The organism is Bryocella elongata, assembly GCF_900108185.1.
GTDB lineage: Bacteria > Acidobacteriota > Terriglobia > Terriglobales > Acidobacteriaceae > Granulicella > Granulicella elongata.
Genome location: NZ_FNVA01000002.1, coordinates 585,410 through 610,923 on the forward strand (window position 1 = coordinate 585,410; position 25,514 = coordinate 610,923).

The 25,514-nt window shown below is 65.5% G+C and carries 17 protein-coding genes; 7 read left to right on the top strand and 10 right to left on the bottom strand.

Going from position 1 to position 25,514, the window contains the following annotated elements:
* Positions 1 to 215: 215 nt before the first annotated feature.
* The 4 genes from C4S68_RS08775 to C4S68_RS08790 form a co-directional block, all read right to left on the bottom strand.
* Positions 216 to 2,204 carry a M1 family aminopeptidase gene (locus C4S68_RS08775; protein ID WP_103932661.1) on the bottom strand — a complete coding sequence of 663 codons (1,989 nt, stop codon included), beginning with the start codon at positions 2,202 to 2,204 and terminating at the stop codon, positions 216 to 218.
* Between the two features lie 198 nt (positions 2,205 to 2,402).
* On the bottom strand, positions 2,403 to 3,728 hold the full coding sequence (locus C4S68_RS08780) for a lipid-A-disaccharide synthase (protein WP_103932662.1): 1,326 nt from the start codon (positions 3,726 to 3,728) through the stop codon (positions 2,403 to 2,405).
* Positions 3,729 to 3,989: 261 nt separating this feature from the next.
* Positions 3,990 to 5,015, bottom strand: a complete 1,026-nt coding sequence (locus C4S68_RS08785; protein WP_103932663.1) for a ferritin-like domain-containing protein — start codon at positions 5,013 to 5,015, stop codon at positions 3,990 to 3,992.
* Positions 5,016 to 5,038: 23 nt separating this feature from the next.
* On the bottom strand, positions 5,039 to 5,935 hold the full coding sequence (locus C4S68_RS08790; RefSeq protein ID WP_200821509.1) for a ferritin-like domain-containing protein: 897 nt from the start codon (positions 5,933 to 5,935) through the stop codon (positions 5,039 to 5,041).
* Positions 5,936 to 6,100: 165 nt separating this feature from the next.
* Between C4S68_RS08790 and C4S68_RS08795 the strand changes: the two genes are divergently transcribed.
* From C4S68_RS08795 to C4S68_RS08810, 4 genes are all read left to right on the top strand, one after another.
* Positions 6,101 to 6,916, top strand: coding sequence for a YdeI/OmpD-associated family protein (locus C4S68_RS08795; RefSeq protein WP_235011463.1), 816 nt, complete (start codon positions 6,101 to 6,103; stop codon positions 6,914 to 6,916).
* A gap of 317 nt (positions 6,917 to 7,233) precedes the next feature.
* On the top strand, positions 7,234 to 7,848 hold the full coding sequence (locus tag C4S68_RS08800; protein ID WP_235011464.1) for an RNA polymerase sigma factor: 615 nt from the start codon (positions 7,234 to 7,236) through the stop codon (positions 7,846 to 7,848).
* 37 nt (positions 7,849 to 7,885) lie between these two features.
* Positions 7,886 to 8,251: a hypothetical protein gene (locus C4S68_RS08805; RefSeq protein WP_200821510.1), complete on the top strand. Its 366-nt coding sequence runs from the start codon at positions 7,886 to 7,888 to the stop codon at positions 8,249 to 8,251.
* An 8-nt stretch (positions 8,252 to 8,259) separates the two neighbouring features.
* The gene (locus C4S68_RS08810) at positions 8,260 to 8,463 is read left to right on the top strand and encodes a hypothetical protein (protein WP_160115071.1); all 204 of its coding nucleotides are present in this window, start codon (positions 8,260 to 8,262) and stop codon (positions 8,461 to 8,463) included.
* A gap of 156 nt (positions 8,464 to 8,619) precedes the next feature.
* Here C4S68_RS08810 and C4S68_RS08815 read toward each other — a convergent pair whose 3' ends face one another.
* Positions 8,620 to 9,912 (bottom strand): MFS transporter, encoded by a 1,293-nt coding sequence (locus C4S68_RS08815; protein ID WP_103932665.1) that lies wholly within the window; start codon positions 9,910 to 9,912, stop codon positions 8,620 to 8,622.
* 139 nt (positions 9,913 to 10,051) lie between these two features.
* Here C4S68_RS08815 and C4S68_RS08820 point away from each other — a divergent pair, with 139 nt between their 5' ends.
* Positions 10,052 to 11,731, top strand: a complete 1,680-nt coding sequence (locus tag C4S68_RS08820; RefSeq protein ID WP_200821511.1) for an alpha-L-fucosidase — start codon at positions 10,052 to 10,054, stop codon at positions 11,729 to 11,731.
* Between the two features lie 4 nt (positions 11,732 to 11,735).
* On the opposite strand, the gene C4S68_RS23595 is transcribed toward C4S68_RS08820, so the two are convergent.
* Positions 11,736 to 13,946, bottom strand: a complete 2,211-nt coding sequence (locus C4S68_RS23595; RefSeq protein WP_235011465.1) for an ABC transporter ATP-binding protein — start codon at positions 13,944 to 13,946, stop codon at positions 11,736 to 11,738.
* Positions 13,947 to 14,111: 165 nt separating this feature from the next.
* Between C4S68_RS23595 and hemW the strand changes: the two genes are divergently transcribed.
* Both hemW and C4S68_RS08840 read left to right on the top strand, forming a co-directional pair.
* The gene (gene hemW / locus C4S68_RS08835; RefSeq protein WP_103932793.1) at positions 14,112 to 15,344 is read left to right on the top strand and encodes a radical SAM family heme chaperone HemW; all 1,233 of its coding nucleotides are present in this window, start codon (positions 14,112 to 14,114) and stop codon (positions 15,342 to 15,344) included.
* A 165-nt stretch (positions 15,345 to 15,509) separates the two neighbouring features.
* Entirely contained in the window at positions 15,510 to 16,559 is a 1,050-nt protein-coding gene (locus C4S68_RS08840; RefSeq protein WP_103932667.1) for a threonine aldolase family protein, read from the top strand.
* A gap of 2 nt (positions 16,560 to 16,561) precedes the next feature.
* Here the strand turns inward: C4S68_RS08840 and C4S68_RS08845 are convergent, their stop codons facing one another.
* The 4 genes from C4S68_RS08845 to C4S68_RS08860 form a co-directional block, all read right to left on the bottom strand.
* Entirely contained in the window at positions 16,562 to 18,352 is a 1,791-nt protein-coding gene (locus C4S68_RS08845) for an ATP-binding protein (protein ID WP_103932668.1), read from the bottom strand.
* A gap of 8 nt (positions 18,353 to 18,360) precedes the next feature.
* Positions 18,361 to 18,738, bottom strand: a complete 378-nt coding sequence (locus tag C4S68_RS08850; RefSeq protein ID WP_103932669.1) for a response regulator — start codon at positions 18,736 to 18,738, stop codon at positions 18,361 to 18,363.
* 194 nt (positions 18,739 to 18,932) lie between these two features.
* Positions 18,933 to 22,652 carry a UvrD-helicase domain-containing protein gene (locus tag C4S68_RS08855; protein WP_103932670.1) on the bottom strand — a complete coding sequence of 1,240 codons (3,720 nt, stop codon included), beginning with the start codon at positions 22,650 to 22,652 and terminating at the stop codon, positions 18,933 to 18,935.
* Positions 22,645 to 25,491, bottom strand: a complete 2,847-nt coding sequence (locus C4S68_RS08860; protein WP_103932671.1) for a PD-(D/E)XK nuclease family protein — start codon at positions 25,489 to 25,491, stop codon at positions 22,645 to 22,647. Before C4S68_RS08860 ends, C4S68_RS08855 begins: the two co-directional genes overlap by 8 nt.
* Between the last annotated feature and the right edge of the window lie 23 nt (positions 25,492 to 25,514).

Below are 25,514 nucleotides of genomic sequence, written 5' to 3' on the forward strand. Positions count from 1 at the left end.
GGCTTCGGCTGTGCCTTTTTTGTTGGGTTTTGGGGTTTCAGCGGGTGACGTTGTGCGGGCGCTGGATCTTGTGGCGGGGTGGGATTCGGTGAGGTGTTCTGTAGAGGTATGAGGGGAATAGGTATGAGGTTTGAGGAAAGGCGTTTCGGGCGGCAGGGGCACGTTTGTTGGGGCAGATCCTCCTGGAGGATGATCGCAACGACAACAGCTGAGAGCTAGCTGCCGCTGGCCTCTTCGTCGCGCTTGAAGGGATGAGCCATGAGGGAGCGGGCTTCGTTGATGGCGCCCTGGGTGTTGTCATTGGTCTGGACGGCCAGACGGTACTCGTTGACGGCTCGTTCGCGCTGGCCGGTGATGTCGAAGATCTTGCCGAGGTTGATGTGGCACCAGACCTCGGTCCACTTCGGTTCGCCATCGCCGCGGAGTGCGTCGCGGAAGCTGTTGGCGGCGGCCTGGTAGTTGTGCTGCATCATGAAGATCTCGGCGAGGCGGTAGTTGGCGAGGGAGCTGCCGCGGTCTTCGGCGAGGGCTTTCTGATATTCGGCGATGGCGCCGAGGAGGTCGCCCTGCGCGACGGACTGCTGGCCGCGAAGGACGGCTACCTTTACTGACAGATCGGGTGTGGTCTTGAGCAGCCAGTTGTCGGGGTCGAGGATGATGTGGCGTGGGCGGCCGAAGGTCTCGACGGTGTAGTGGGATTCGGTGCCGGCCAGGTCGACGCGGCGGTCCTCGGTCTTGCCTTCGGTCTCGATGCGGAGCTCGACGGGCATGGAGAAGAGGTCGAGGTCCTGCGTGACCGAGCCTACGGTGCGGAAGCCTTTGCCCTTGCCCAGGCGATAGACCTGGAAGTTATCGCCGAAGCTGGGGGCGCCGGTTCCTTCGACCCACTGCGAGAAGAAGGAGGTCAGGTCGAGCTTGGAGGCGGCTTCGGCGACCTGCTTGACGTTGGCGGTGCGGACGCTCTTGTCGGAATACTGGCTGAGAATCCCCCGTAAGAATGCGAGGAACTGGTCGTCGCCCATCTCCCAGCGGAGCATGTGGAAGACCATGGCGCCCTTGTCGAGGACCATGTTCTGGAACTGGGGCGAGAAGGGATCGGTGCGGCCGAGGGTGCTGAGCGGCTCGGTGTCGTAGGCGAGGGCAGCGGCTTCGGAGTCGTTGACGGCGTTCTGCATGGCCGTCTTGCCGCTCTGCTCTTCGATGTAGAGCAGCTCGGCGTAGCGATCCATGCCGAAGGTGATCCAGGCGTCGTTGAGGGTCGCGGGGGAGACCTGCGAGCCCCACCACTGGTGCGCTACGGTGTTGGCGAGGAGACGGGTGTTGGCGCGGTCGGGACGGATGGCGATGATCTCGGGCGCCCAGAAGGCGGAGACGGAGTCGGCGGGGAGCTCGACGATCTCGAGACGGCCGGACTGGGCCTGACCGAAGGCGGTGGTCATGAACTCGAACTCACGCGCGACGGTGACGGCCATGTCCTTGGCGCGGGTTTCGTTGGCCTTGGTGACGAAGGCGCGGATGTTGGGGATGCCGGGGGGCGTGATGGGGGCGAGAAACTTGCCGGCGACGATGGTGCCGGCGAAGCCGGGCTTGTCCCACTTGAAGTCGTACTCGGAGCGCTCACCGGGGAGCTTCTTCTCGCCGCCAACGCCGCCGCTGCCGACGACGCGCTCGCCAGTGGGGACGGTCACCTGAAGGTCCATCGTGAAGCGGTCGGTGAAGAGGCCGGGCATGGAGATGGGGAACCAGCGGCCGGGGTAGAGCAGGATGCTGACGGGGTCGGTGATCTGGAGGAACTTGATGCCATCGACGGGAGACGTGGTGACGGAGGGCGCGCCGGCGTAGGTGAAGTTCCAGGTCGCGGAGGAGCCCTTGGCGAGGATGGCAGAGGGCGTGACGCGGATGGTGGAGTCGGTGACGTTGCGCTCGCTGGTGAGGACGGCCCCGGTGGCATCGGTGATGGAGCTGACGGCTAGGCCGTTGTTGAGGCCGAAGACGGCGACGTTGAGATCGTCGAGCGCCGTGAAGGTGACGGCGGCGGTGGCGTTCATGCGGCCGGTGGCGGGATCGAGGTCGGTGTGGATCACGTAGCCGGTGACGTCGATCTGAGCGCGCACGGGAATGGCGGCGCGCAGTTGAGCCGCAGTGGCGCAGAGGCTCAACAGGGCGAGGACGCGGCCGGGTTTCGGCTTGAAGGGATTCAGCATGGGGTGGGTTTCCTTGGCCCGCGGGGCGCGTCGCGCCAGCCGAAACGACGCCGGGCGTGCCCCGTAAGACACCTACTTAGACGATGATTGTACGGCTTCGGTTGAGGCGGTGGGTGAAGGAGATCTGCGTTGTAGCGGGGTGAATGCTCCTGGCAGACCCACATCTCAAAATCGAGATGTGGGGCACCCGGGGTGTTGCTAATTGAGGGCGGTGACGACGGCGTCGGCGAGGCGAGAGATGGCATCGGCCGGGGTGGGAGCGGCGAGCTGGGCGCGGACGGCAGCGAGGGCGGCGATCTGGGCTTCGCGCTCGGGGGAGTCGACGAGTAGCGGCGAGAGCGCGGAGGCGACGTTGGCGGCGCTGAAGTTGTCCTGGAGGAGCTCGGGGACGATGCGGCGTCCGGCGATGAGATTGACCATGGAGACGGGCAGCAGGCCGTCGCGGTCGCGGCGGAGCTTCATCTCTTCGGGGTACTCGACGAGCTTCTTCGCGAGCGCGAAGGTGAGCGGTGAGACTCGGTAGACGACGACGAAGGGATTGCCGACGATGGCGGCGAGGACCGTGGCGGTTCCGCTGGCGACGACGGAGGCGCGGGCGTGCTCGAGGGCCTGGCGTGCGGCGTCGGGGCCGGTGAGCAGGGTGAGGCGAATGCCTGCGGCCTCGGGGCCGAAGTACTTGAGGTGCCCGCGATTGAGCTCGGCGAGGAAGTCGGCGAGCTTGCGGGGATCGATGGTGGAGGCGACGGGCAGCAGGAACTCGAAGCGGGTGTGCGCGGCGGGGTTGACGGGCAGCTCGAGGTGGGTGCCGTTGGCGAAGGTATTATCGGCGGCGGCGTGGATGAGATCGCTCATGGCGAGCTCATGCATGGCCGGGAGGTTGGCGCGGATCTCCTTCCAGCGGGAGCCGGGGAGCAGGGCGATCCAGGTCTTGTTGGGGTCGAGGTTGTGGGCGTCGGCGAAGCCTTCGCGGGTTTCGAGCACGGGATTGGCGAAGTGGCGGGCCTGCTCGACGGCCTCGAGGAGGGGGTGGCCGACGAACTCGGCGTCGACGCCACGCTCGCGGTAGAACTGCTCCTCGAAGGGGAAGATGACGAGCATCTTGGAGACGCGCTCCTGCACCCAGCGGAGTCGGCCACGCTTCCAGGCCCAGAGCTGGGGTGAGACGAACCAGATGACGGGTACGCCGGCGCGGTTGAGGTGTTTGGCGAGGCGGAAGTTGACGTCGGGGAAGTCGATGAGGACAGCGACGCCGGGGCGGTCGCGCTTGATGGAGCGGACGAGGCGTCGATAGCTGGCGTAGATCTTCGGGATGTGGCGAACGATCTCGGAGATGCCCATGACAGCGACGTCTTCGGCGCGGACGGTCTGCTGCTGGCCTTCGCGAGCCATGGCGGAGCCTCCGAGGCCGGTGTAGGTGGCGGCGGGAATGCGTCGCTTGAGCTCTGCGATGAGGGTGGCGCCGTAGGCGTCGCCGGAGGCTTCCCCGGCGGAGAGGAAGATGCGCGGATTGGTCGGCGTGCTGATGGTTCAAGTGTAGCTGGGAGGGGTGGTGGGAATTGTGTAGGGGGTCACGGCGGGTCGCGGCAGTTGGATGCGCTGGTGGGCTGGGGGAATAGGGATGATCGAGTTTTGAGTTTCGAGTTTCGGGTTGGGTTTCAGTTGCCAGGTTTTCAGATACCAGATGCCAGTTGGGTTGCGGCTTGAGGGCACAAGAAAAGCCCGGGTCCCTTGAAGGGACCCGGGGCACCCGGGTGCGTGCCGGGATAAGCGGAACTGAATGCGGGCTTACTTGACGTTGCCGTTGAGACCGGCGCGGAAGAAGCCCTGATTGCTGGTGGTGGTGCCTCCGGCGTAGACGATGCCGAGGACCTGGGCCGCGGTGCGAGCAAAGACCAGGGAGCCGGCGGTGCCGGTGGATCCGGCGGCGTTGATGGAGCCGGTGGTGGACGCGTCTACGAGGGTGGAGGCGGTGAAGCTGGAGCTGGTGTTGAGGGCGACCGTCTGCGTGCCGAGGCCGATGTCATCGCCCTGGGCGCGGGAGGAGGTGGTGGAGTTGGAGCCATCGGCCGAGGCGCGGACCTTGGAGATGGCGGTGGCGACGGCGCGGGCGGTTCCGGCTGCGCCAAGCGTGGTAGCGGATTGGTCGAGGCCGTAGATGGTGGTGCGGACCATGCCCGCGTGGTATGCCTCAACGGCCTGGATTCCGGCGGCGGCGTCGAGGTTACCGCTGACCGTGAGCGCGGGGGCGGCTCCGGTGTAGGCGGTGACGCCGACGTCCTCGAAGATGTAGGAGCCGAGGAGGAAGTTGATGTCGTTGGCGAAGGGATCGAACGAGGTGAGTCCGAGGCCGAGGAGCGTGGAGAGGTAGTTGAAGCTGTTGACGAGATCGATGGCAGGCTGAGCGACGGCGGCGGTGCCGAGAGCGCTGCGCAGGAAGGAGACGTGGTTGCGTTCTTCGAGGGCGATCTCTGTGGCGTAGCTTTGGACGATGGTGTTGGCGAATGGAACCTTGCAGGCGGTGTAGCCGCCGGCCTTGACGGTGACGGTGCCCTGGGTGCCGGTGCCGGTGATGCCGAGGCCCATCTGGTCGATGGTCATGCCGGAGACGGCGAGGGTGTAGTACTGGGCTTCGAGGTACTCGAGGTTGAGCGCGAAGTTGAGATAGTCGGCGTCGGTGAGGGTGGTGGTCTGCGCGTCGGCGGCGATGGCTGACAGCGCGAGGCCGGCGATGGCTGCGCCGCCCATGGTGAGCATGCGGCGACGGCTGCTGGCGATGACTTCATCGAGTTGCTGTGTTTCTAGGGTAGGCATGATGTTCTCCGGTTCTCCTGGCGTTAGGCCGCGGTGACGCTGATGTTTCCGTTGAGTCCGGAGGGGAAGAAGACTCCACCCTTGACTCCTGCACCGCCGCCGGTGCCGTAGACGATGTGCAGCACCTGGTCGGTGGTGCGGTCGAAGGCAATGGAGGTGGTGGCGCTGGCGGCGACGACGCTGGTGGCGCTGAGCGTGGTCTCGTTGCCTCCACCGAGCGAGGAGCGCACGCCGGAGACCGCGTTGGCGGTAGAGATGAGCGACGAGCCGGAGGCTACGATCTGCGAGCGGATGGAGCCGGCGTGGTAGGCCTCGACGGCCATGATCTCGGCTGCAGCGGTGAGGTTGGTCTTGCTGGTGAGGAGCTTGGCTGCGCCGTGATAGGCGGTGACGCCTACGTCCTCAAAGATGAAGGCGCCGATGAGGAAGTTGGAGAAGTTCAGGAAGGGATTGAAGCTTGCACCGAGGCCCGCGGCTGAGGCGAGGGTGTTGAAGCTCGCGGTGAGCTCGATGGTAGGGGCTGCGACTGCGGAAGAGCCAAGGGCAGAGCGGAGGAAGCGTACGTGGTCGAGCTCGTTCTGCGCGATCTCGTAGATGTACTGCGACTGCACGGAGGTAAGTCCGGAGACCGCAGCGCCGCCGGTGGTCTTGCTGGTGCTGTTGCCGGTGTCCGCTGCAGCGAGGCCGCTGCCTGTAGCGGCGCGGAGGTAGAACTCGGCCTCGAGGTACTCGAGATTGAGAGCGAAGTTGAGGTAGTCGGCGTCGGTGAGTGCGGTGGGTGTGGTCGGTGTGCTGGTTACGGGTGTGGAGTTGTCACCGCAACCGGCGAGGACGGTTCCCGCTGCTACTGCACTCACGCCGGTGAGGAAGCTCCGGCGCGAAAGGGCCTTGTCGATCAGGCTGCTGATTTTAGGTTGCAAGGTACACACTCCCGTTTCGATGAATCGCGGACTTTGAGGATTGGCCTGGGTGGTGATCGTCAAAGTCAGCTCGATTGCGTTCGTTGGGGAAACGGTGCTCGAGGTGGATTGGATTGGAAGATTGCGAAAGATTTCTTGCCGAGGCGGAGATAAGATTGCTGGTCTATGGCGCTGACGAAGAAGGCTGTGAAGAAGAGCGCGGCGCGGACAACGGCGCAGAAGAAGTCCGCATCGAAGCGCGCGGGCGTGGCGGCGCAGATGGCGGGGGAGTCCACGTCTTATGAAGCGCGGGAGTTTGAGGCAGCGCTGGAACGAGCGCCGGGTTACCTGGGATGGACGATCGCGCGGGTGCCCTTCGATGTGCACAAGGCGTTCTCGACGATGCTGCGCCTGCGGGTGAAGGGGACGATTCGGTCTCGCCATGCCAAGGGGGAAGGGACGGCCTTTCGGACGTCGCTGTTTCCGGTGCGCAGTCTGAGCGAACGAGAGACTCCGGATGGGGCGGGGGCGTTTTTTCTGCTCGTGAACAAGGCGATGCAGCGGGGTGCAGGAGTGAGCGCGGGGGATATGGCGCACTTCGTGCTGGAGGCTGATCTTGGGGAGCGGCCGGCGGAGCTGCCGGATGCCCTGGCGGCGTTGCTGGACGAGGAGCCGGGCCTGCGGGCGTTCTACGACGAGCTGTCGGAGTCGTGGCGGCGGGAGATCGGCAAGTGGATTCACGGAGTGAAGAGCGAAGAGGCACAGCTGGGCCGGTGCGAGCAGATGGCGGAGCGGCTGCTCAACACCATGGAGGCCGAGGTGGAGCTGCCTCCGCTGATCGATAAGGCCTTCCGGTTGCGACCGAAGGCACGCGCCGGATGGGCGAAGATGACGCCGACGCAGCGGCGGCAGGGGCTGCTGGCGGTGTTCTACTACCGCACACCGGAGGCCCAGCAGCGACGGCTGGACAAGCTTTGCGGGGAAGCGGAGGAGCGGGCGTAGTGCAGCTCTGCACGGGAATCAGTTGGTCGAGGAACGTGGGCCTCAGGGGCTGAAGCCCTTGATTGTGGGGCGTTTATGTAGGGGCTGAAGCCCCGCCCTGACAAAGCTCCGCCAGGAGAGCGTGGCTCTTCCGGAGGTTCGATCATCCAGGGGAGTGCCACCCGAGCGCTCTGAAGGGTCGCTTCGACCCCCCTCGAAAAGGATGGATGGATTCTGCAATATTCTCCCCGGCGCCTCGTTAACGATAGGGAAGACGCACAAAGGAGCCGCGGCTGAGCTGGACGGACCTCCTCGCTTTCATGGTGCGGGAGGGTGAAGTGGCTTCGGTCGTGGCAGAGGCTCAATTCGGAATGGCTGGATCGGAGTGGACGCTCGCCGAGCAGGACCATGCGGTGGCCGAGGCGGTCGCCCGCGACGAGCCGCGCCTGCGCCGGTTTATCCGCAGCCGCGTGATGGATACGGGCGATGCCGAAGATGTATTGCAGGATGTGCTGTACGAGCTGGTGTCCACGTATCGGCTGATGAAGCCTGTGGAGCAGGTGACGGCGTGGATGTATCGCGTGGCGCGGAACAGGATTACGGACCTGTTCCGGAAGCAGAAGGCGGTATCGCTGGATGAGCCGGCGGGGCTGGAGGCCGATGCGCCGTCGCTGGCGGAGCTGCTGCCGAGCGCGGATGCGGGACCAGAGGCGGCGTATGCGCGCAAGGTGATGGTGGAGGCGATCGAAGAGGCGCTGGCGGAGCTGCCGCGGGCGCAGCGCGAGGTGTTCGTGGCGCACGAGATTGAGGGCCGCAGCTTCAAGGATCTGGCGGCCGAGACGGGTGTCAACCAGAACACGCTGCTGGCACGGAAGAGATACGCTGTGCTCCATTTGCGCAAGCGCCTGGAGCAGATGCGGAAGGACTTTGGGATTGTGAAGGAAGAGAGGTAGGTACATGCGATTTCTGCGTGGACTAAAGATTTGTGTGATGGTCGTGGCGATTCTTGCGCTGGTCTCCCTGGTGGTGGAACACCTGTGGAACTGGCTGATGCCATCGATCTTCCACCTGCGGCTGATTACGTACTGGGAGGCGATGGGCCTGCTGGTGCTGTCGAAGCTGCTGCTGGGCGGGTTCCACAAGCACGCTCCGGGTGGGAACAGGTGGAACGAGCGCCGCGAGTGGAAGCGCCGCATGAAGGCGCGCTGGGCCGGGATGACCCCGGAGGAGCGCGAGCGCTTCAAGGCGGGGATGGATCAGTTCAAGTACGACGTGAAGTCGCGTTGGGGATGCCATATACCGCGCGAACAGGGCCCGAACCAGGAGGCGCCGGCTGGCGCGAGAGGAGAGGCGTAATGAGCGCGATGAGTTTGGCATTTGGACCTGGCTTCGGTCCTGCGACGCGGGAGACGGAGCTTACGCAGTCACATCGCGGGGCGGCAGTGGCCGCTTTGCCCAGCGTGCAGCAGGAGACCAAGGTGAAGAGAAGGATTGAAGATCTGGCATTGAACGAGCTGCTGTACCACGCGCTGTATGGCGATTTGTCGCAGTTCAGCATTGACGTGTAGCGGGGACGGTATCGTTGTCCCGAAGATATGGCCCGGGTCCGGAAGTTTCGGAACCGGGCCTTGTGTTTTTGGGAATGGAATGCGGCTGCTCACCTCGGGCATCTGTGGCAGATTAGCCCGGTCCCTTGAGGGACCCGGGGCACCCGGCTTTGGTGGTTAGTCAATTGGCGCGGCTACGGAGAGGTCGAGGTTCTTTGTTTCGGGGATCATGAACAGGCCGATGAGCGTGAGCAGGGCTGCTGCGGTGAGGTAGTAGCCGACCCAGGGCAGGCCTTTGTGTCCGGCGAGATACTGCGCGGCGTAGGGCGTGGCCGAAGCTCCGATGACGCCGCCGATGGAGAAGGCGAGCGAGCTTCCGGTGTAGCGGACCGCAGTGGGGAAGAGCTCGGAGACGAGTGTTCCCAATGGCCCATACGTAAGCCCCATGAGGAACAGCCCGATGGCGAGCATGGCCATGGTGGAGTGGGTGTCGGTGGTGAAGAGGCGCGGCATGACGAAGCCGAAGGCCGCGATGGCGATGGTGATGGCGATCATGAGGCGCTTGCGGCCTTTTTCGGCGGCGAGCGCGGAGATGGGGATTCCGATCGCGAAGAAGAGCATGGAGATGAGCTGCAGGATGAGGAACTGGTTGCGCGAGAAGTGCAGCGCGGTGGTTCCCCAGGAGAGACAGAAGACGGTGGTGAGGTAGAAGAGCGCGAAGGTGGCGACGCAGGCGAGGACGCCGGCGACGACGGTGCGGGCGTGGCGGGAGAAGACGACGCCCAGGGGGACGGCGACGTGCTCGTTGCGGGCCTGCGCGGCCTGGAAGGTTGGGGTCTCGGTGATGGTGAGGCGGACGTAGAGGCCGAGCAGAACGAGCACGGCGCTGGCGAGGAACGGGAGACGCCAGCCGAAGCTCAGGAACTGGGCGTTGGAGAGCACGCGCGAGAGCAGAAGGAAGATGCCGCCGGAGCAGAGGAAGCCGATGGGGGCTCCGAGCTGCGGGAACATGCCGTAGAGCGCACGGCGGTTGGGTGGGGCGTTCTCGACAGCGAGCAGGACGGCGCCGCCCCACTCGCCGCCAAGGCCGATGCCCTGGAAGAAGCGGCAGAGCGCGAGCAGCAGAGGAGCGGCGAGGCCGATGGTCTTGTAGCCGGGCAGCACGCCGATGATGAACGTCGAGAGGCCCATGGTGGAGAGCGCGAGGACGAGAGTGCGCTTGCGGCCGATGCGGTCGCCGAAGTGGCCGAAGACGGCGGAGCCGATGGGGCGCGCGAAGAAGGCGACGCCGACCGTGGCGAGCGAGAGCAGCATCGCGGCGGCTGGGTTCGAGGCCGGGAAGAACTGCTTCGGGAAGACGAGCGCGGCGGCGGTGGAGAAGATGTAGAAGTCGAAGAACTCGACCGTGGTGCCGACGAGGGAAGCGAAGAGAACCTGGCGGGGGGAGTTGAGGGTCTTGATTTTCGACATGGGACTAGCGGATAGCCTACCGCGAAGAGCGGGCATCGTACAGCGCGGCGGGGATTTGAAGGGTGCGGGGTATCCTTGCAGGATGTCCCGCTCTGTCCGCTCCCTGATCGTGTTTTCGCTCGCTGCGTGCTGCGTTCCAATGGTTCAGGGACAGACCCTACCCGCGCCAGCGCCGATGCCGGAGGTTCGCGCGACGCAGCCCGAGAACTCGATCACGATGCAGGATCCCGCGACCTTCGCGGAGGTCAAGATGGACTTTCCCATCGCGGCGGGGCCGTTTGAGCCGACGTGGGAGTCGATTGCGAAGAACTATCCCGGCACACCGGCCTGGCTGCGTGAAGCGAAGTTCGGCATCTGGGTACACTTTGGGCCGCAGGCGGAAGGGCGCAGCGGGGACTGGTATGCGCGCAAGATCTATCAGCCGGGCACGACGGCCTATGCAAATCATGTTCGCGACTTCGGGCCACCGTCGCAGACCGGCTACATGGATGTGCTCCATGCGTGGAACCCGACGAAGCTTGATCCTGCGGGGCTAGTTAAGTTGTATGACGAGGCGGGAGCGAAGTTCCTGATCGTGCAGGGTGTGCATCACGATAACTTCGACAACTGGAACTCGAAGTATCAGCCGTGGAACTCGGTCAACGTCGGGCCGCATCGGGACTTGCTAGGAGAGTGGTCGAAGGCCGCGCATGGAGCGCACATGCGGTTCGGCGTGGCTTTCCATCACGAGTACACGTGGTGGTGGTATCAGCCGGCGTTTGGCAGCGATACGACCGGGCCCGACGCGGGCAAGCCGTACGATGCTGCGCGGCTTACGCTGGCAGACGGCAAGGGCAAGTGGTGGGAGGGGCTCGATCCGCGCCTGCTCTACGGCATCGATCTCCGCGCGTACAAGGATGTGGCCAACGTGCAGTACCGCCCGGAGAAGGGCATCTTCCAGGATCATCTCGACTATGCGCACTGGTACACCACGCGGTGGTCGCTGCGCATCATGGACGTGATCCACAAGTACGACCCTGACTTTATCTATACCGATGGCGACTCTTCGGGGCCGTTCAGCGGCGACAAGACGGGGACCGGCTACAAGTGCGATTGCGTGCAACGGGTGATCGCAGACTTCTACAACCACACGCTGGCGACGCGTGGGAAGGTCGATACGTTCTCGATCATCAAGTTTCATCATGCGGCCAACGGCATCGTGAGCACGGTGGAGAGCAAGTATCCGAAGGACATCAAGACCGATCAAGACTGGATTGGGGAGAACGCTGCGGGAGACTGGTTCTATAAACCGGACATTGTCTATAGCTCGCGTGCTCTGGAGCTCTATCTGCTGGAAGAGGTGTCGCGCGATGGCTCGTATGCGGTGAATATTCCGATCAGCCCCGAGGGTGCGATTGATCCCGGCGCAGCCACGATGCTGCGGGAGATGGGCGTATGGATGCGGATCAATGGTGAGGCGATCTATGGCAGCCATGCGTGGAAGAGGTTCGGCGAAGGTCCGCTGGATGCGAATGGCAAGCAACGGCTGCTGCCTACGGGAGCGCTGAACAAGCCGCAGGCCGAGTATCACTTCACGACGAGCGACTTCCGGTTCACGGTGGGCAAGGATGGCAGCCTGTATGCCTTCGTGCTGGAGAAGCCGAAGCCGGGCGAGATCCTGAAGATCACGTCGCTGGCGAGTCCGGATAAGCCGATCACGTCGGTCAAGCTGCTGGGCAGCAGCGCGACGGTGGCGTTCAAGCTCGCTGCTGATGGCCTGGAGATCATCATGCCGCAGCATCTTCCAGAGCAGGATGTGCTGGGGTTCAGGATTCAGTAGGACCTTAGGCGGTGGCGGGTGAGCCTGTTGCCGTGAGAGCGGCCAGCTCCTGGTCCTTGTATTGCAGCTGGTAGAGCTTGTAGTAGAGACCGCGGTGGGCGAGGAGCTGCTGGTGGGAGCCTTGTTCGCGGAGCTGGCCTTTGTGCATGACGAGGATGGTGTCGGCGCGCTGGACGGTGCTGAGGCGGTGCGCGATGAGGACGCTGGTGCGGCCGGTGATCATGCGGGCGAGGGCAGACTCGACGCGGAGCTCGGTTTCGGTGTCGACGGAGCTGGTGGCCTCGTCGAGGATGAGGATTCCGGGGCGATGTGCCAGTGCGCGGGCGAAGCTGATGAGCTGCTTCTGGCCTGTCGAGAGCGTCGCGCCGCGTTCGATGACGGGCGTGTTGAAGCCTTCGGGGAGTGAGCGGATGTAGTCGGCGACGTTGACTTCTTCTGCCGCGCGCTCGACCTGCTCGTCGGTGATGGACTCGGTGCCGAGGCGGATGTTCTTCGCGATGGTTCCGGTGAAGAGGAAGGAGTCCTGCAGCACGATGCCGAAGCGGAGGCGCAGTGCGTGCACGTCCTGCTCGCGGACATCGACGCCATCGACGAGGACGGTTCCGGATTGCACATCGTAGAAGCGCATCATGAGCGCGGTGATGGTGGTCTTGCCGGCTCCGGTGTGGCCGACGATGGCTGCGGTGTGGTCGGGCTCGATGGTGAAGGAGACGCCGCGGAGGATCCACTCGATGTCGCGGAGGAGGGGGTGGTCGGCGGGGGAGTTGTTGGTTGTTGGTTGTTGGGTGTTGGGGTTCGAGGTGGAAAGGGTTTGAGCGGTTGAGGTGAGATGGGCGGCTTCGGGGTTCTTCGACTCCGCTGCGCTGCGCTCAGAATGACGGATTTGTGATGAGGCGTTCTCGCGACGGATTTGTTGCAGGGCGGCTTCTTGGTCGGTGGTGAGTTGCTGGTAGGTGAACCAGACGTTGCGGAACTCGATGCGGCCGGAGTGGTCGCCTGGGATGATCTTCGCGGGGGCGGGGATGTCGGGGACGGTGTCGATGAGCTTGAAGATGCGTTCGGCTGCGGCCATGGCGGCCTGCAGGATGTTGAACTTGTCGCTGAGATCCTGGATGGGATAGAAGAATCGCTGCGCGTAGCGGATGAACGCGATGAGCGTGCCGAGCGTGACGATGTTGCCGAAGAGGCTGTAGGCCGAAGCTCCGCTGGCTGTGACGTAGAGATGGTGCGAGAGCCAGGTGTGTTGCGTGGCCCCGAGCACGGCGATGCCGCCGCGCCAGATGACGAGGGCGATGGCGATGGAGGCGAGGAACTCGACGACCGGGTAGTAGAGCGCATAGGCGAAGATCGCGTCGGTCCAGGCTTCTTTGTTCTCGAGATTGACGGCGGAGAAGTCACGGAAGGCGCGCTTCTCTCGGTTGAAGAGCTGCACCACGCTCATGCCGCTGACGTACTCCTGGGTGAAGGAGTTGATCTTCGCGGTGGCGGCGCGCTGGCGGCGATAGCTGTCGCGGACGTGCTTGCGGAAGAGGTGCGTGGCGTAGGCGATGCCGGGGATGACGGAGATGGTGAGCAGCGCGAGCGGCCAACTCATGGAGAGCATGACGACGATGATGAACGAGAGGGAACAGATGTCCTCAAAGATGGCGAGGACACCGGAGGTGAACATGTCGTTGAGCGCGTCGACGTCGGAGGTGACGCGGGTGACGAGGCGGCCCACGGGATTGCGGTCGAAGAAGGCGATGTGCATGCGCTGGATGTGGCGGAAGATCTGCGAGCGCAGGTCGAACATGATCTTCTGGCCGGTCCACTGCATGAGGTAGGTCTGCACGAACTCGAGGCCGAAGGTGATGGAGAGCGCGGCGAGGTAAAGGAGCGCGATCTCGGTGACGCCGGTGAGCGGGGTTCTGCTGAGAAAGTGCGTGAGCCAGTGCTGCTTGCCGGCCTCGGGCGCGAGGTAGGTGTCGATGGTGACGGCGAGCAGGAACGGGCCGGCGATGTCGGTGAAGGCCTTGAGGAGGATGGCGGCGGCGGAGACGCCGGTCTGGAGCTTGTAGGGCGCGAGATAGCCGGCGAGGCGGCGCATGATGCGGCCGTCGTAGGCCTTGCCGACGACATCGTCGTCGGGCTTGGTGGTGGCCGGTTTGGGAGGCGCGGCCTTCTTGTCGCCCTTGGTGGGAGCGTGATCGGGCTGCGGGCTGGCGGTCTCGGGCATTGGTTTGATTTTAGTGGGTCGCGGCGAGATGTCCGGAAGGAAGTGGGGAGGGAGGGCGGTGGTGGTGTTGCCTGGAACGTCGTGGCTCGGAGAGAGCCGCAAATACAGGGGTTCCTCGCTCTGCTCGGAATGACGATCTTCGAAGGCCGCGTGAAAGAATGGGATATGGCTGATTTGCGCCCGGAATTCGCGGAGAACGGTGCTTTGGGCGTGTATGTGTCGGTGCCGTTCTGCCGGGCGAAGTGCAGCTTCTGCAACTTTGCTTCGGGTGTTGGGACGCCGGTTGCGATTGAGCGGTATGTCGAGTCGTTGTGCGCTGAGATTGGATCGGTGGGGAAACGTGCTGAGTCGCTTGGGGCGATGCTTCCTCGCAAGGCCGACACGGTGTACTTCGGTGGCGGCACGCCGAGTCTGCTGGAGCCCGCGCAGCTGAATCGGATTCTTGCGGCGATTCGCGGGCAGTTTGATGTGGCGGCCGATGCGGAGATCACGATGGAGGCGGCTCCGGGGCAGATTTCGGACGAACTGCTGAAGGCGGCGCTGCGGCTGGGCGTGAATCGCGTGAGCCTGGGCGTGCAGAGTTTTATCGACCGCGAGGCGGCCTCGGTGGGGCGATCGCACACGGGTGAGAGCTGCGTGGCGGAGATTGCGCGGCTGCGGCGCGCGGGTGTGGGTAAGGTCGCGGCGGATCTCATCGCAGGGCTACCGCACCAGACGGACGCGAGCTGGCAGCGGTCGCTGGACGCGGCGGTGGCGAGCGAGTTGGATCACCTGAGCGTGTACCTGTTCGAGGTGGATGAGGGCTCGCGGCTGGGGGCGGAGGTGCTGGGCGGCGGCGCGCGGTTTTATGCGCCCGAGGTGCCGAACGAGGAGCGGGCGTCGGCGATGTATGAGCGCGCTTGTGCGTTCCTTCCGGAGCATGGGTTTGGGCAGTACGAGATCTCGAACTTTGCGCGGGCAGGGTTTCAGGCGAAGCACAACCGCAAGTACTGGGAGCGGGCGCCGTATGTCGGCTTCGGGCTGGATGCGCACTCGATGCTGAAGATCGAGGGTCCAGGGCTCGGGGCTCAGGGGCCAGAGTGCGCGGTGCGGTTTGCGAATGCGGATGAGCTGGCGCGGTACGATGGTCGTGAGCCTGCAGAGATTACAAGAGTGGATGCGCGGGGAGCCTTTGAAGAGGCGCTGTTCCTGGGGCTGCGGCTGGTGGAAGGTGTGAGCGTCGCGGCGTTGCGGCAGCGGTTCGATGCAGGCTGGGTGGATGAGGCTGCGGGGATCGCGCGGGAGCTGGCTGCGGGCGGTTTGATGGTGGTGGATGGCGAGCGTTGGGCGCTTACGTCGCACGGGCGGTTGGTGTCGAACGATGTGTTTGGGCGGTTGCTGGAGAGTGTTGCGGTTTAGAGGAACGTTGGGTTTTGTCGCAGGCCAAGGTCTGCACCGCTTGGGCCGAGCGAATGCGGATTTCTGTAGAGGTATGAGGGTTTCAGGTTGCCCGCGTTGCGGGCTTGAGCGATGAGGAGGGGGATGCCCCCGTCATCGAAGCGACTTGCGATAGGGAGAAGTGGAATGAGTACAGTGATCGATTTGCGCAGTGACACCGTGACGAAGCCTACAGCCGCGATGCGGCAGGCGATGGCCGAGGCCGAGGTGGGCGATGACGTCTATGGCGAAGACCCGACGATCAACAAGCTGGAGCAGCGTGCGGCGGAGGTCTTTGGGCGTGAGGCGGCGATCTTTGTGCCGACTGGCTCGATGGGCAACCAGATTGCGATCAAGCTGCATACGCACCACGGGCAGGAGGTGATCTGCGAGTCGCGGGCGCACATCCTGGACTGGGAGATGGCGACGATGACGAGCTTCTCCGGCGTGATGCCGCGGACGGTCCCGGGCGATCGAGGCGTGCTGCGGTGGGCCGACATTGAGCGCGCGATTGCGCCGAAGATCTACTACCGTGCGCAGACCGGCCTGATCGAGATGGAGAACACGCACAACATGGCGGGCGGCACGTGCACGCCGCTGCCGGTGCTGGAGGAGATCTGGGCTGGCGCGAAGAGTGTGGGGCTGCCGACGCATCTCGATGGAGCGCGGGTGTTCAACGCGGCAACGCACCTGGGTGTGAGCGTGGCAGAGCTGACGCGGGGTTTCGATTCGGTGATGTTCTGCCTGTCGAAGGGGCTGGGAGCGCCGGTGGGTTCGATGCTGGTGGGCTCGCGGGAGTTCATCGACCGGGCCCGCGCGATGCGCAAGGTGATGGGCGGAGCGATGCGGCAGGCAGGTGTGCTGGCGGCGGCGGGACTGATCGCTCTGGAAGAAGGCCCGGGGCTGCTGGCGGCGGATCATGCCAATGCGCGGATGCTGGCCGAGACGGTCGCGGCGTGCGAGGACGCGGAGATCGACTTGTCTGCTGTGCAGACGAACATCGTGATCTTCACCCTGAAGGCGAAGGGCACGGCGCCTGCTGTGGTTGCCGCCTTGAAGGCGGAGGGGATTATCGCGAGTGCGATCAACCCGGATGCTGTGCGTCTGGTGACGCACCGCGATGTCTCGCGTGGGGATTGTGAGCAGGCGGCGGAGGTGCTGACACGCCTGTTGCATGGCGCCGGGGTGGCGGCCTAAGGCTAGATCCCGGAGCCATGTTCCGAGGGAAGGACGGCGGCGCCGAAGGGGAGGAAGACGGCGATGGTGGTCCCGTGATGCTCGGTGGTGACGTTGGTGTCGATGTGGATGGAGCCGCCGTGCTTGTGCACGATGCCCTGGCTGACCCACAGTCCGAGCCCGGTTCCCTGCTCTCCCTTGGTGGTGAAGAAGGGCTGGAAGAGCTGTGCCATGTCTTCCAGCGTGATGCCGGTGCCCTGGTCTTTGACGGTGACCTCGAAACCAGCGGGCCCCCCGCGCAGGCTGTAGGGCCTGGTCCGGACATCGATGACACTTCCTGTTGCCGAGACGTCGAGTGCGTTGGTGAGCAGGTTGGTGAAGACCTGGCGCAGTTCGGCGGGGAAGCCGGTGACGACAGAGCCAGGAGCGTAAGTGACGTTGACTGTGACCTGCTGGTCGGAGATGCGTCGCTCCAACAGCAGGAGGACACTGGAGAGCACCTCTTCCAGGTCGACGGCGACGGGTGTGCGGGACTCGCGGTACATGCCGAGCATGGCGCGGCTGATCTGGGTGACGCGGTCGAGCTCGGAGGCTGCCATCTCCAGGAACTGAGCGGCCTCCTCCGGAGTGGAGCCCTGGCGGAGGAGATAGATGATGTTGACGACGGCATCGAGCGGGTTGTGGATCTCGTGCGCGATGGTGGCGGCGAGGCGGCCGGCGACGGCGAGCTTCTCGCTGGCGAGCAGGGCCGCCTGGGTGCGGCGTTGCTCGCTGACGTTGCGGAAGACCAGGACGATGCCCGCGAGGTCGCCGTTGAGGTCATAGATGGGAGCGCCGCTGGTATCGACGTGGAGCTCGGTGCCATCGTGGCGGACGAGCAGAGCGTGTGATGACGGCCCGATGAGGCGGCGCTGATCACGGACCTGCTCGAAGGGCGTTGGGATGGGATCGTGGGTGTTCTCGTCGAGGAGACGGAAGACGTCGCCGACGTTGCGGCCGGTGGCGGACTCCTGGTTGAGGCCGCAGAGATCCTGCGCGACGGGATTGACGAGTTCGATGGAGCCGCGCGGGTCGCAGACGATGACGGCGTCTCCGATAGCGGCGAGGATGGCACGCAGACGCTGCTCGTTCTCGAAGGTGGACTGCGCGTTGTTGCGCAGCTTGATGAGCGAGTCCTGAAAGGCTCCGGAGACGGCATGGAGGCGGCTGCGAGCGAACAGGCCGATGAGCAGGCCTGTGAGCAGAGCGAAGACGACGATGCCGATGAGCGTATCGCGGAGCTGCTGTTGCCAGTGATCGACGAAGAGGGTGCGCTGGTACTTCTGACTGGCGACGATGGAGGCGAGCGCACCGCGCACGTTGTCCATGTAGGCCTTGCCACGAAGGTTGAGTCCGGGATCGCGTGTGTCGGCGCCACTGCGGACCATCACGATCATGGGTTCGGCGATGGTGTTGACCCAGCGGCGATGTGCGGCCATCAACGAGTCGAGCTGGGAGGTATCGCCATGTTGCGCGGCGATGCCTTCGTGGAGTCGAGCAAAGCTGCCCTGGATGGGAGCGACGGCGAAGTCGTAGGGCTGGAGGAAGATTTCGTTGGCGGTGTTCTGATAGCCGCGGATGCCGGCTTCCTGATCGGCGATGAGGGCGGAGAGGTAGTTCGCGGTGGCGATGTTGTTGTCAGCGAGCTGGATCTGCGCGACGGTCGCCTTTGCGCTGAGGATCTGCCATACGAGCACGCCGGAGACGACCATCAGCGCTACTACCGGAAGGAGCAGGGTCTGGAGCAGAATCCGGTTGAGTTTGCTCAGGTTCAAGGGCTATCTCAGGCGGTCGATTTCGAATCGGGGAACATGCTGGAGAGCTTGTCGAGCAGAGCGGGTGCGCCTTCACCCTTGGTCATGTAAACGTTCACGAGCTGAGTGATCTCAGGCGGAAGACCGAGGTAGGCGGAGAGGAGCAGGATGGGGACCTCGGGCTTAATCTGCCGCATCATCGCGGCGACCTCGCCGCCGTGCATGCCGGGCATGGCGTAGTCGAGGACGACAGCTTCGACGGGATTGTCTTCGAATACCTTGAGGCCGGTGGGACCGTCGGGTGCGGTCAAAACTCTATAGCCTGAGCGCTCGAGGAGAAGGCGCCGGACCTGCAGGCCCACCTTCTCGTCGTCCACGCACAGTATCAAGTGTCCCGAAACAGACATGCGAATCCTTCTTGTTGATGGTCATGGACATAGACACGATTCGCGTGCCGATGTTGCTATTATCCGGCTCGAGACAAACGCTAGGCAAGCGATGTTGGCCAAGGTGGAGTTTGTTGCTGTGACCAAAGATTGTCGGGATGAGGCGAACATTTTTTTTGTGCGGATAGCCCGCAATCTTCGCGCCCGAAGCAAGGTCATGCAGTCTTGGACGCAGATGGGTTGGAAGCGTGCCACCAGAAAAGCTTCTTCGCCTCTGGATAGTAAAGAGCCAAAAGGATGGGCTGCGGCGTGGTGTTGAGCGCGGTGAGGGACGCCGCGTAGAACTCGAGCTGGGTGCTGTAGCGAGCGCGCTGCTGCTGCTCGAAGAGCGCGTCTGTGCGTGATCCCTGCTCGGCGGTCTTGAAGTCGATGATCCAGGTGGCTGGGTTGGATGTTTCGAATGCCGCCTCGAGTCCGGGTGGGGGTGTGCTGGTGACAAAGATGCGGTCGGCGCGCAGGTTGCGGACGGCAGCATGCTCGCCAGCGAGCATGAGTTCGTGCTCGCTGGAGGACTGTGTATGCGGCGAGAGGATCCAGCGGCCGATGGGGTCGCCGAGGGCGCTGGCGAGGACGGCTCTGGCGCGTGCTGCCTCGCGCTGGGCCTGGGCGAGGGTGAGACCTTCACCGCGCAGGCTGGCGAGAAGACGGGGCTCCCACGATGCGATGTCCTGTGCCATCGCATCGAGATCGGAACCAGCGTCGAGTTGCTCGGCGATGCGTTGCAGGTAGCGATGGACGACGTTGCCATAGGCACGCACAGCGAAGGAGCCTTCAGGGCGGTCGAAGGCGGGAGCAGATGGCAATGCAGCTGCTGATGCGTAGGGAAGGCGATGCTCCTCTGCTTGCTGGAAGGGAGCGTTGAAGTCGAGCGAGGCGGGTAGCCGCTCGAGGATGAGTGGAGCCTGCGTCTCGGAGGCGGAAGCTGCGAGGGCGAGGCCATGTTCTTGTTCGTGCTCCCACGGATCGCGAGCAGTCACTTCGAACTCCTGCGCGGGTTCGAGCGATGGCACAGGCCGCTGGGCTTGTTCCTCGAAGACGGTATGCGCGAAGGGCCAGCAGGCCTGCAGCAGGCTACCGTGCGTGGGCTTACCGATGGCTCCATCCTGCTTGCGACGGACGGCGCCGAAGAGATGAAGCTCTTCGCGGGCGCGGGTGCAGGCGACGTAGAAGACGCGGCGGCGCTCTGCGGCCTCGCGGCGGGCGCGTGCGGCCTTGAGCCAATCGTTGAGTCGGGAGTTGTCTTCGCCGGCGCCCGAGATGGGAGCGAGCAGCACGCTGGAGCTGTCCGCGCCGTCCTGCTCGAGCTCGATCCAGTTGAGCAGCGGCTCGCGATCGCCGCCGGGCTTGCGATCGAGCGAAGGCACGAGCACGACGTCCCACTCGAGGCCCTTGGCCTTGTGCATGGTCATCAGTTCGACTGCGTTGTCGGCGGGCGCGGGCTCGGCGTAGAGCTTGGCGAGACGCGTTTCGAGCAGGCTGAGGTCGATGGAGGGATTGTCGGCGGTGAGCTCGGAGAGCAGCGCGAAGAAACGGCGGACGTTATCACGCGCCGCGGCATCGAGCGGGAGATTGCCGCCGAGGGAGCGCCAGGTGCGCTCGATGTGAATGGCGAGCGGCGTTGCGCCGAGGGTACTTGCGGCTGTGGCGAGCACGGGCCAGGCGCGCTGCAGCAGGTGCTGGCCTTCGATGCTGAGCAGTTCGGCGCGATGCGCGACGAGCCAGGGGATGGTGGCTTCGGCTAACGCGTGGGAGTTGGGATCGACGCCTTCGCCGGTGAGCGCGAGGAGGTCGGCCATGGTGAGGCCGCACCATGGAGCGCGCAGGACGGCGAGCCAAGCTACTCGGTCGGCGGGATGCAGCAGAGCGCGGGTGAGCGCGAGGACGTCGAGGACTTCGGGGCGCAGGCCGAGGGGATCGATCTCGACGGCGCGATAGGGGATCGTGCCGTGGCCGCGATCGAGTTTGAACTCGGCGATGACGGGCTGGAGCTGCGTGCGCGAGCTGCCGAGGACAGCGATGCTCCAGGGCTTGGTGCGGCCTTCGGGAAGCGGTTGTAAACGCCATTTTTCGATGACGGAGCGCAGCTCAAGAGCTTGCTGGGCGCGGGTGTCGGGGATGTCGTCTTCGGTGCTCGCGTCGGCGTCACCGGGGCCGCTGCGTGCGGGGGCGGGGAGCACGGTGGGATGCCAGACCATAGCTTCGGCGAAGTCGGAGGGCTTGCGAACGGGTGTTGCGGAGACGAAGGCGATCTCGCCGCTGGGGGGTGTTGTGCCTTCGTCGAGGCTGGCGAAGAGGGGCTGGAAGGCGGTGTTGAAGTCGTCGACGAGCTGCGCCTGGGAGCGGAAGTTGGAGGTGAGGCGAAGGACGTCGAGGTCGATCTCGCCGAGGCGGCCAGCTTCGAGGGTGTGCAGGAAGCGTTCCACGCGGGCCTGGCGGAAGAGGTAGATGGACTGCTTGGGATCGCCGACGAGGAAGAGCGTCTGGCTGTGGCCGTCGAAGGAGCGTGTGAGCAGGGTGATGAGTTCGTATTGGCCAGCGCTGGTGTCCTGCATCTCGTCGACGAGGAGATGGCGGAGACGGCCACCGTAGGCGAGCGCGAGGTCGGGCGCGGCCAAGTCGGTGCGGAGGGCCTGGCGGGCGTTGAGGGCGAGTTCGCTGAAGTCGCACTGGCCGCGTTCGGCGAAGAGCAGGCGGAGCTCGGCGAGGGCGTGGCGGAGGACGTGGAAGAGCGCGCGGGCGACGGCCCATTGCTCGTCGGGATAGCGCGCGGGCGGGAGCTCGCGCACGGCGGCGAGAGCCTCGCGCAGGGCGTCGGTGGCGATGCCGGGAACGAGGTCCTTGAGGCGCTGCTGGGAGAGCTTGTCGATCTCGACCTTGAGATCGTTCTTCTGGAAGCGGGCGCGCCAATCGTTGTCGCTGGGCTTGAGGACGAGGGAGATGAGCGCTACCCAATGGTCGAGATGGCTGGCGATGGCCTCGGGCGGTTCGTTCTTGTTGGCACAGTGAGCAAAGGGCGATGCGCCTGCCGTGCCGGGAGCATCGCCTAGCGCGGCGGCGATCTGCGTGAGCTCGTGAAGGACACCGGAGGGCAGCAGGCGGGCGGCGTGGGCGAGGCCGTCGCAGACGATGGTCTCGAGCAGGCGCTCGAGCTTCGGCCGCACGGTGCGGTCCAGCTCGGCGTCGTCGAGCTCGCCGGGGGTGAGGGGGACGAGCTCGCCCCATTGCTCGCGTTTGGCGAGCATGTCGGCGAGCAGGCGCTCGCAGTCGCGGAGGTTGGCGTCGCGATGCAGGAGCACGAGGCGCAGAGCGTCGTTGAGCGCGGAGTCGGTGCCGCCGAGTTGCTGCAGGGTGCGGTGCGCGGCGGCGTGATAGAGCGGCTGGGGATCGGTCGCCGGGGTTCGTGGAGCGCCCGCGCCGGAGACCAGCGGTAGCGAGTTGGCGATCTCGGCGGAGAGAGAGTCGATGGTCCGCAAGTTCAGGCGCTGCGGGCGGTCGAGGAGGTTCCAGCCAAGGATGGCGTCGCGGGCGAGGACCTGTTCGGCGAAGAGGCGTGTCTGCTGCTGGAAGGCGTCATCGGTGAGGGGCTTGGCGTCACGGGCGGCGTGGAGCTGTGCATTTCTCGCGAAGTGCAACTGCTCTAGGACGCGCTCGCGCATCTCGGCGGCGGCCTTGTTGGTGAAGGTGACGGCGAGGATCTCTTCGGGCTCGGTGACGGCTTCGTCGGTAAGGAGCTTGAGGAAGCGCTGCATGAGCAGTCCGGTCTTGCCGGAGCCCGCGGGAGCTTCGACGATGGCGGAGCGATGGGTGTCGAGCGCGAGGCGGCGGGCCTCGGCGTCGGCGAGTGGCAGCGGTTGCAGATCGAAGAGGTCAGGCATTCATCCCTCCTTCGAAGTCGCCGTCCATGTCGCCGTCGTTGTCGAAGAGGCCGTTGTCGTCAGAAGCTCGAAGGGCCGCGGCGTCGCGGCGGCAGAGGAGACGCTGGGCGCAGCGGGCGCAGTTGATGTTCACGGCCTTGGGATCGACGTGGGCGCGACCGGCGTGGAAGTCCTCGGCGAGATGGGTAAGGACGTCGCGCCACTCTTCGGTGCGGGTCGCGAGGTCGGCGACTCTTTTGCGCTTCATGGGGAAGATGTCTTCCTCGGTTTGGAGGCCGCTCCAGGCGGCGTCCTTGCCGGCGCGGACGTTGGCGTAGAGCAGGGCGCGGAGCTTGCCGGGCTCGGCGAGGAGAGCGTAGAGCGGGAGCTGGGGCTCGTCGGGGCGGTCGCCGTCCCAGGCCTTGGCGTCGGCTTTGCCGGTCTTGTAGTCGACGTAGGCGATGCCGCCCTCGGGCAGGGCTTCGATGCGATCCATACGGACGTTGAGCTTGAGCGGGCCTAGCTGTAGCTCGCGCTGGGTCTCGATCTCGAGGACGGTGAAGGGGCCGCGCTTGAGCTCGTGCTCGAGCCAGGCCTCGAGCACGCGGAGGGTGCGGGCGCGGACGAGATCGACGTAGGCTTCGCTCCAGCCGGATTCGGTGGAGAGGTGCTTGAGCTCGTCGTCGATGAGGGTTTCGAGAATGCCGGTGCGCTCGGCGGGGCTGAAGGCTTCGAGGGCGTCGCGGGTCTGGACCTCGCGCCAGAAGGCTTCGAGGACATGGTGCATGAGGTTGCCGCGCTCGCGGGGATCGAGGCCGGCCTCGCGGGTCTCTGGAGCGGCGGCGCCGAGGCGAAGCTCGGCGAAGGCGAGGAAGCCGCAGGCGGCCTGGAGCTTGAGAAGGTGCGAGCCGCCGCGCAGGGTCGCGTCGGGCAGCGCGGGAAGCTCCATGGCGTCGATGGTGTCGAGCAATGGAATGGGAGCGATTGGGGCTGCGGGCGCGATGAGGTCTGTTAGCTCGTGCTCGGGCAGGTGGAAGGAGGTGAGCAGCGGCGACGGGCGAAGGTGTCCGTCGGCGTTCTCCTTGGCGCAGGTGAAGAGGACGTGGGGGGTGTGGGCGAGGAGAGCGGCCATCGTCGCGCGGGCTTTGGCGAGAGCGAAGTCGGGGGTCGCGCCGGGCATGGCGGCCTCGCGCTGCAGCGTGCGGGACAACAACGGATGAGGGCGGGTGGCGGCGGGCCAGTTGGCGTCCGTGGCGTGGAGGAAGATGACGGCGTCGAAGGCGCGGCCTTCGAGCTCGTTGGGAGTGAGGACCTCGACCAGCGCGTTGCTGGCGACGGGCTGCTGCTGGGTGCGGCGCAGCTGGCGTTCCAGCGTGTGCAGCGCAGTGGCGAAGGAGACGCGCTTGGTGCGGTCGCCGGAGATGGCGGCAACCGCGTCCAGGGTGGCGATGGAGTCGAGCGCAGCGTCGAGGGCGCGAGTGGCGGCGAACTCGGTGGCGGTCAGAACGCGGTCGCCGGGCCAGCCTGCAGCGTGTGCGATGGCGCGGACGACCTCCATCCACTCGGCGTAGGTGCGGGGGCGCAGGCGATCGTGCTGCAGGAGGTCGAAGAGCTGGGGCTCGCGGCGCAGGGCATCGTGCAGGGCGTTGACCCAGGAAGGCAGCGCGGCGTGCGTGGTGCGGGGTGGGGTGTGTTTCTGCAGCTTGCGCTCGGCGCTGCGTGCGAGTTCGAGGAGGTTGTGGAGGGTGAGCTCGGGTTCGAGGAGCTGGGCGGAGCGTAGGACCTCGAAGTCGAAGACGGCCGCGGCGTCGCGCTCGGCGGTGAGGCCGAGGTAGGGCGAGAGCAGCAGGCTGCCGATGCTGGCGACGGGCAGCGCGCCGAGCGTCCAGCGGGCGAGGTCGAGGACGCAGCTGATGAGCGGAAGCGAGGCGAGGGGCGCGCCGGTCGAGAAGCTCCACGGGGTGGAGGAGAGATCGGCGGCGATGGCGTTCAGCTCGGGCGCGAGCGTGGAGCGGAGGACGGCTTCGAGGGCGACGCGCTCGGTGTCGAGCGAAGGGACGATGAGGGCGGCGGTGGGGGAACGTCCATCGCGGGCGGCGGATTCAAGGAAGTCGCGCAGCCAGCGGGCGGCCAGGTCGAGCTCGTCGCGCTCCGAGGGGCAGACGGTCCAGGCCTGGAGTTGGGGCTCGGCGGCGGTGGGGTTGTGGTGATGGAGGGTGATGCCTAGCTGGGTGAGGGCGTCGAGGAGGAGCTGCTGCGAGGGGCTGGGGTTGGCGAGGTCGAAGAGGTGAAGTGTGCCGGGGAGCTGAGGGTGGTTCTTCAGTGCGCCCGCTTGCGCATGCTCGGCGAGGGCGCGGTTGAGCAGGGCGGCGGGCAGGTAGGCTCGGCGGGTGCAGCCGCGGCGGAAGAGCTCGGCCCAGCGGGCGAAGGAGCGCTCGTCGCGGCTAGTGGCCGATGGGCGAATCTGATCGAGGACACCGTGGTCGGCGGCGAGGGCGAAGGCGGACTGGGCCAGCTCGGCGAGGTCGGCGATGGAGTCGGTGGAGAGCGCAAGGTTGGAGGCCTCCTCGTCGGCGGAGATGACCTCGGTCCAGAGAGCGAGCTCCTGCGGGCGGCTGAGGGGCAGGCGGTCTTCGGCGCCGGCGACGACGAGTTCCGAGAGGAGGGCAGCGGTCCACTGCGGCCAGGCCAGGACGCGGGCGGGCTCCCAGGCGCGGAGTCCGGCTGCGCGCTGGCGCTCGTCGAAGGCACGGCGGAGGGCCTGCGCGGAGCGCGCGGAGGGAGTGATCACCAGCTCACGGGCGTCCAGCAGGTTCAGGATTTCGTGGAGCGAGCTGTCCCGGAGATGCACTTCCGCCATAGGACTTTTATACGCCCGGTCTT

Excerpts from the sequence above, each read along its gene's own strand:
- hemW (WP_103932793.1), top strand. The coding sequence starts at position 14,112 with ATGGCTGATTTGCGCCCGGAATTCGCGGAGAACGGTGCTTTGGGCGTG.
- C4S68_RS08855 (WP_103932670.1), bottom strand. The coding sequence starts at position 22,652 with ATGCCTGACCTCTTCGATCTGCAACCGCTGCCACTCGCCGACGCCGAG.
- C4S68_RS08850 (WP_103932669.1), bottom strand. The coding sequence starts at position 18,738 with ATGTCTGTTTCGGGACACTTGATACTGTGCGTGGACGACGAGAAGGTG.
- C4S68_RS08805 (WP_200821510.1), top strand. The coding sequence starts at position 7,886 with ATGGTCGTGGCGATTCTTGCGCTGGTCTCCCTGGTGGTGGAACACCTG.
- C4S68_RS23595 (WP_235011465.1), bottom strand. The coding sequence starts at position 13,946 with ATGCCCGAGACCGCCAGCCCGCAGCCCGATCACGCTCCCACCAAGGGC.
- C4S68_RS08795 (WP_235011463.1), top strand. The coding sequence starts at position 6,101 with ATGGCGCTGACGAAGAAGGCTGTGAAGAAGAGCGCGGCGCGGACAACG.
- C4S68_RS08785 (WP_103932663.1), bottom strand. The coding sequence starts at position 5,015 with ATGCCTACCCTAGAAACACAGCAACTCGATGAAGTCATCGCCAGCAGC.
- C4S68_RS08810 (WP_160115071.1), top strand. The coding sequence starts at position 8,260 with ATGAGTTTGGCATTTGGACCTGGCTTCGGTCCTGCGACGCGGGAGACG.
- C4S68_RS08775 (WP_103932661.1), bottom strand. The coding sequence starts at position 2,204 with ATGCTGAATCCCTTCAAGCCGAAACCCGGCCGCGTCCTCGCCCTGTTG.
- C4S68_RS08840 (WP_103932667.1), top strand. The coding sequence starts at position 15,510 with ATGAGTACAGTGATCGATTTGCGCAGTGACACCGTGACGAAGCCTACA.
- C4S68_RS08860 (WP_103932671.1), bottom strand. The coding sequence starts at position 25,491 with ATGGCGGAAGTGCATCTCCGGGACAGCTCGCTCCACGAAATCCTGAAC.
- C4S68_RS08815 (WP_103932665.1), bottom strand. The coding sequence starts at position 9,912 with ATGTCGAAAATCAAGACCCTCAACTCCCCCCGCCAGGTTCTCTTCGCT.
- C4S68_RS08820 (WP_200821511.1), top strand. The coding sequence starts at position 10,052 with ATGGTTCAGGGACAGACCCTACCCGCGCCAGCGCCGATGCCGGAGGTT.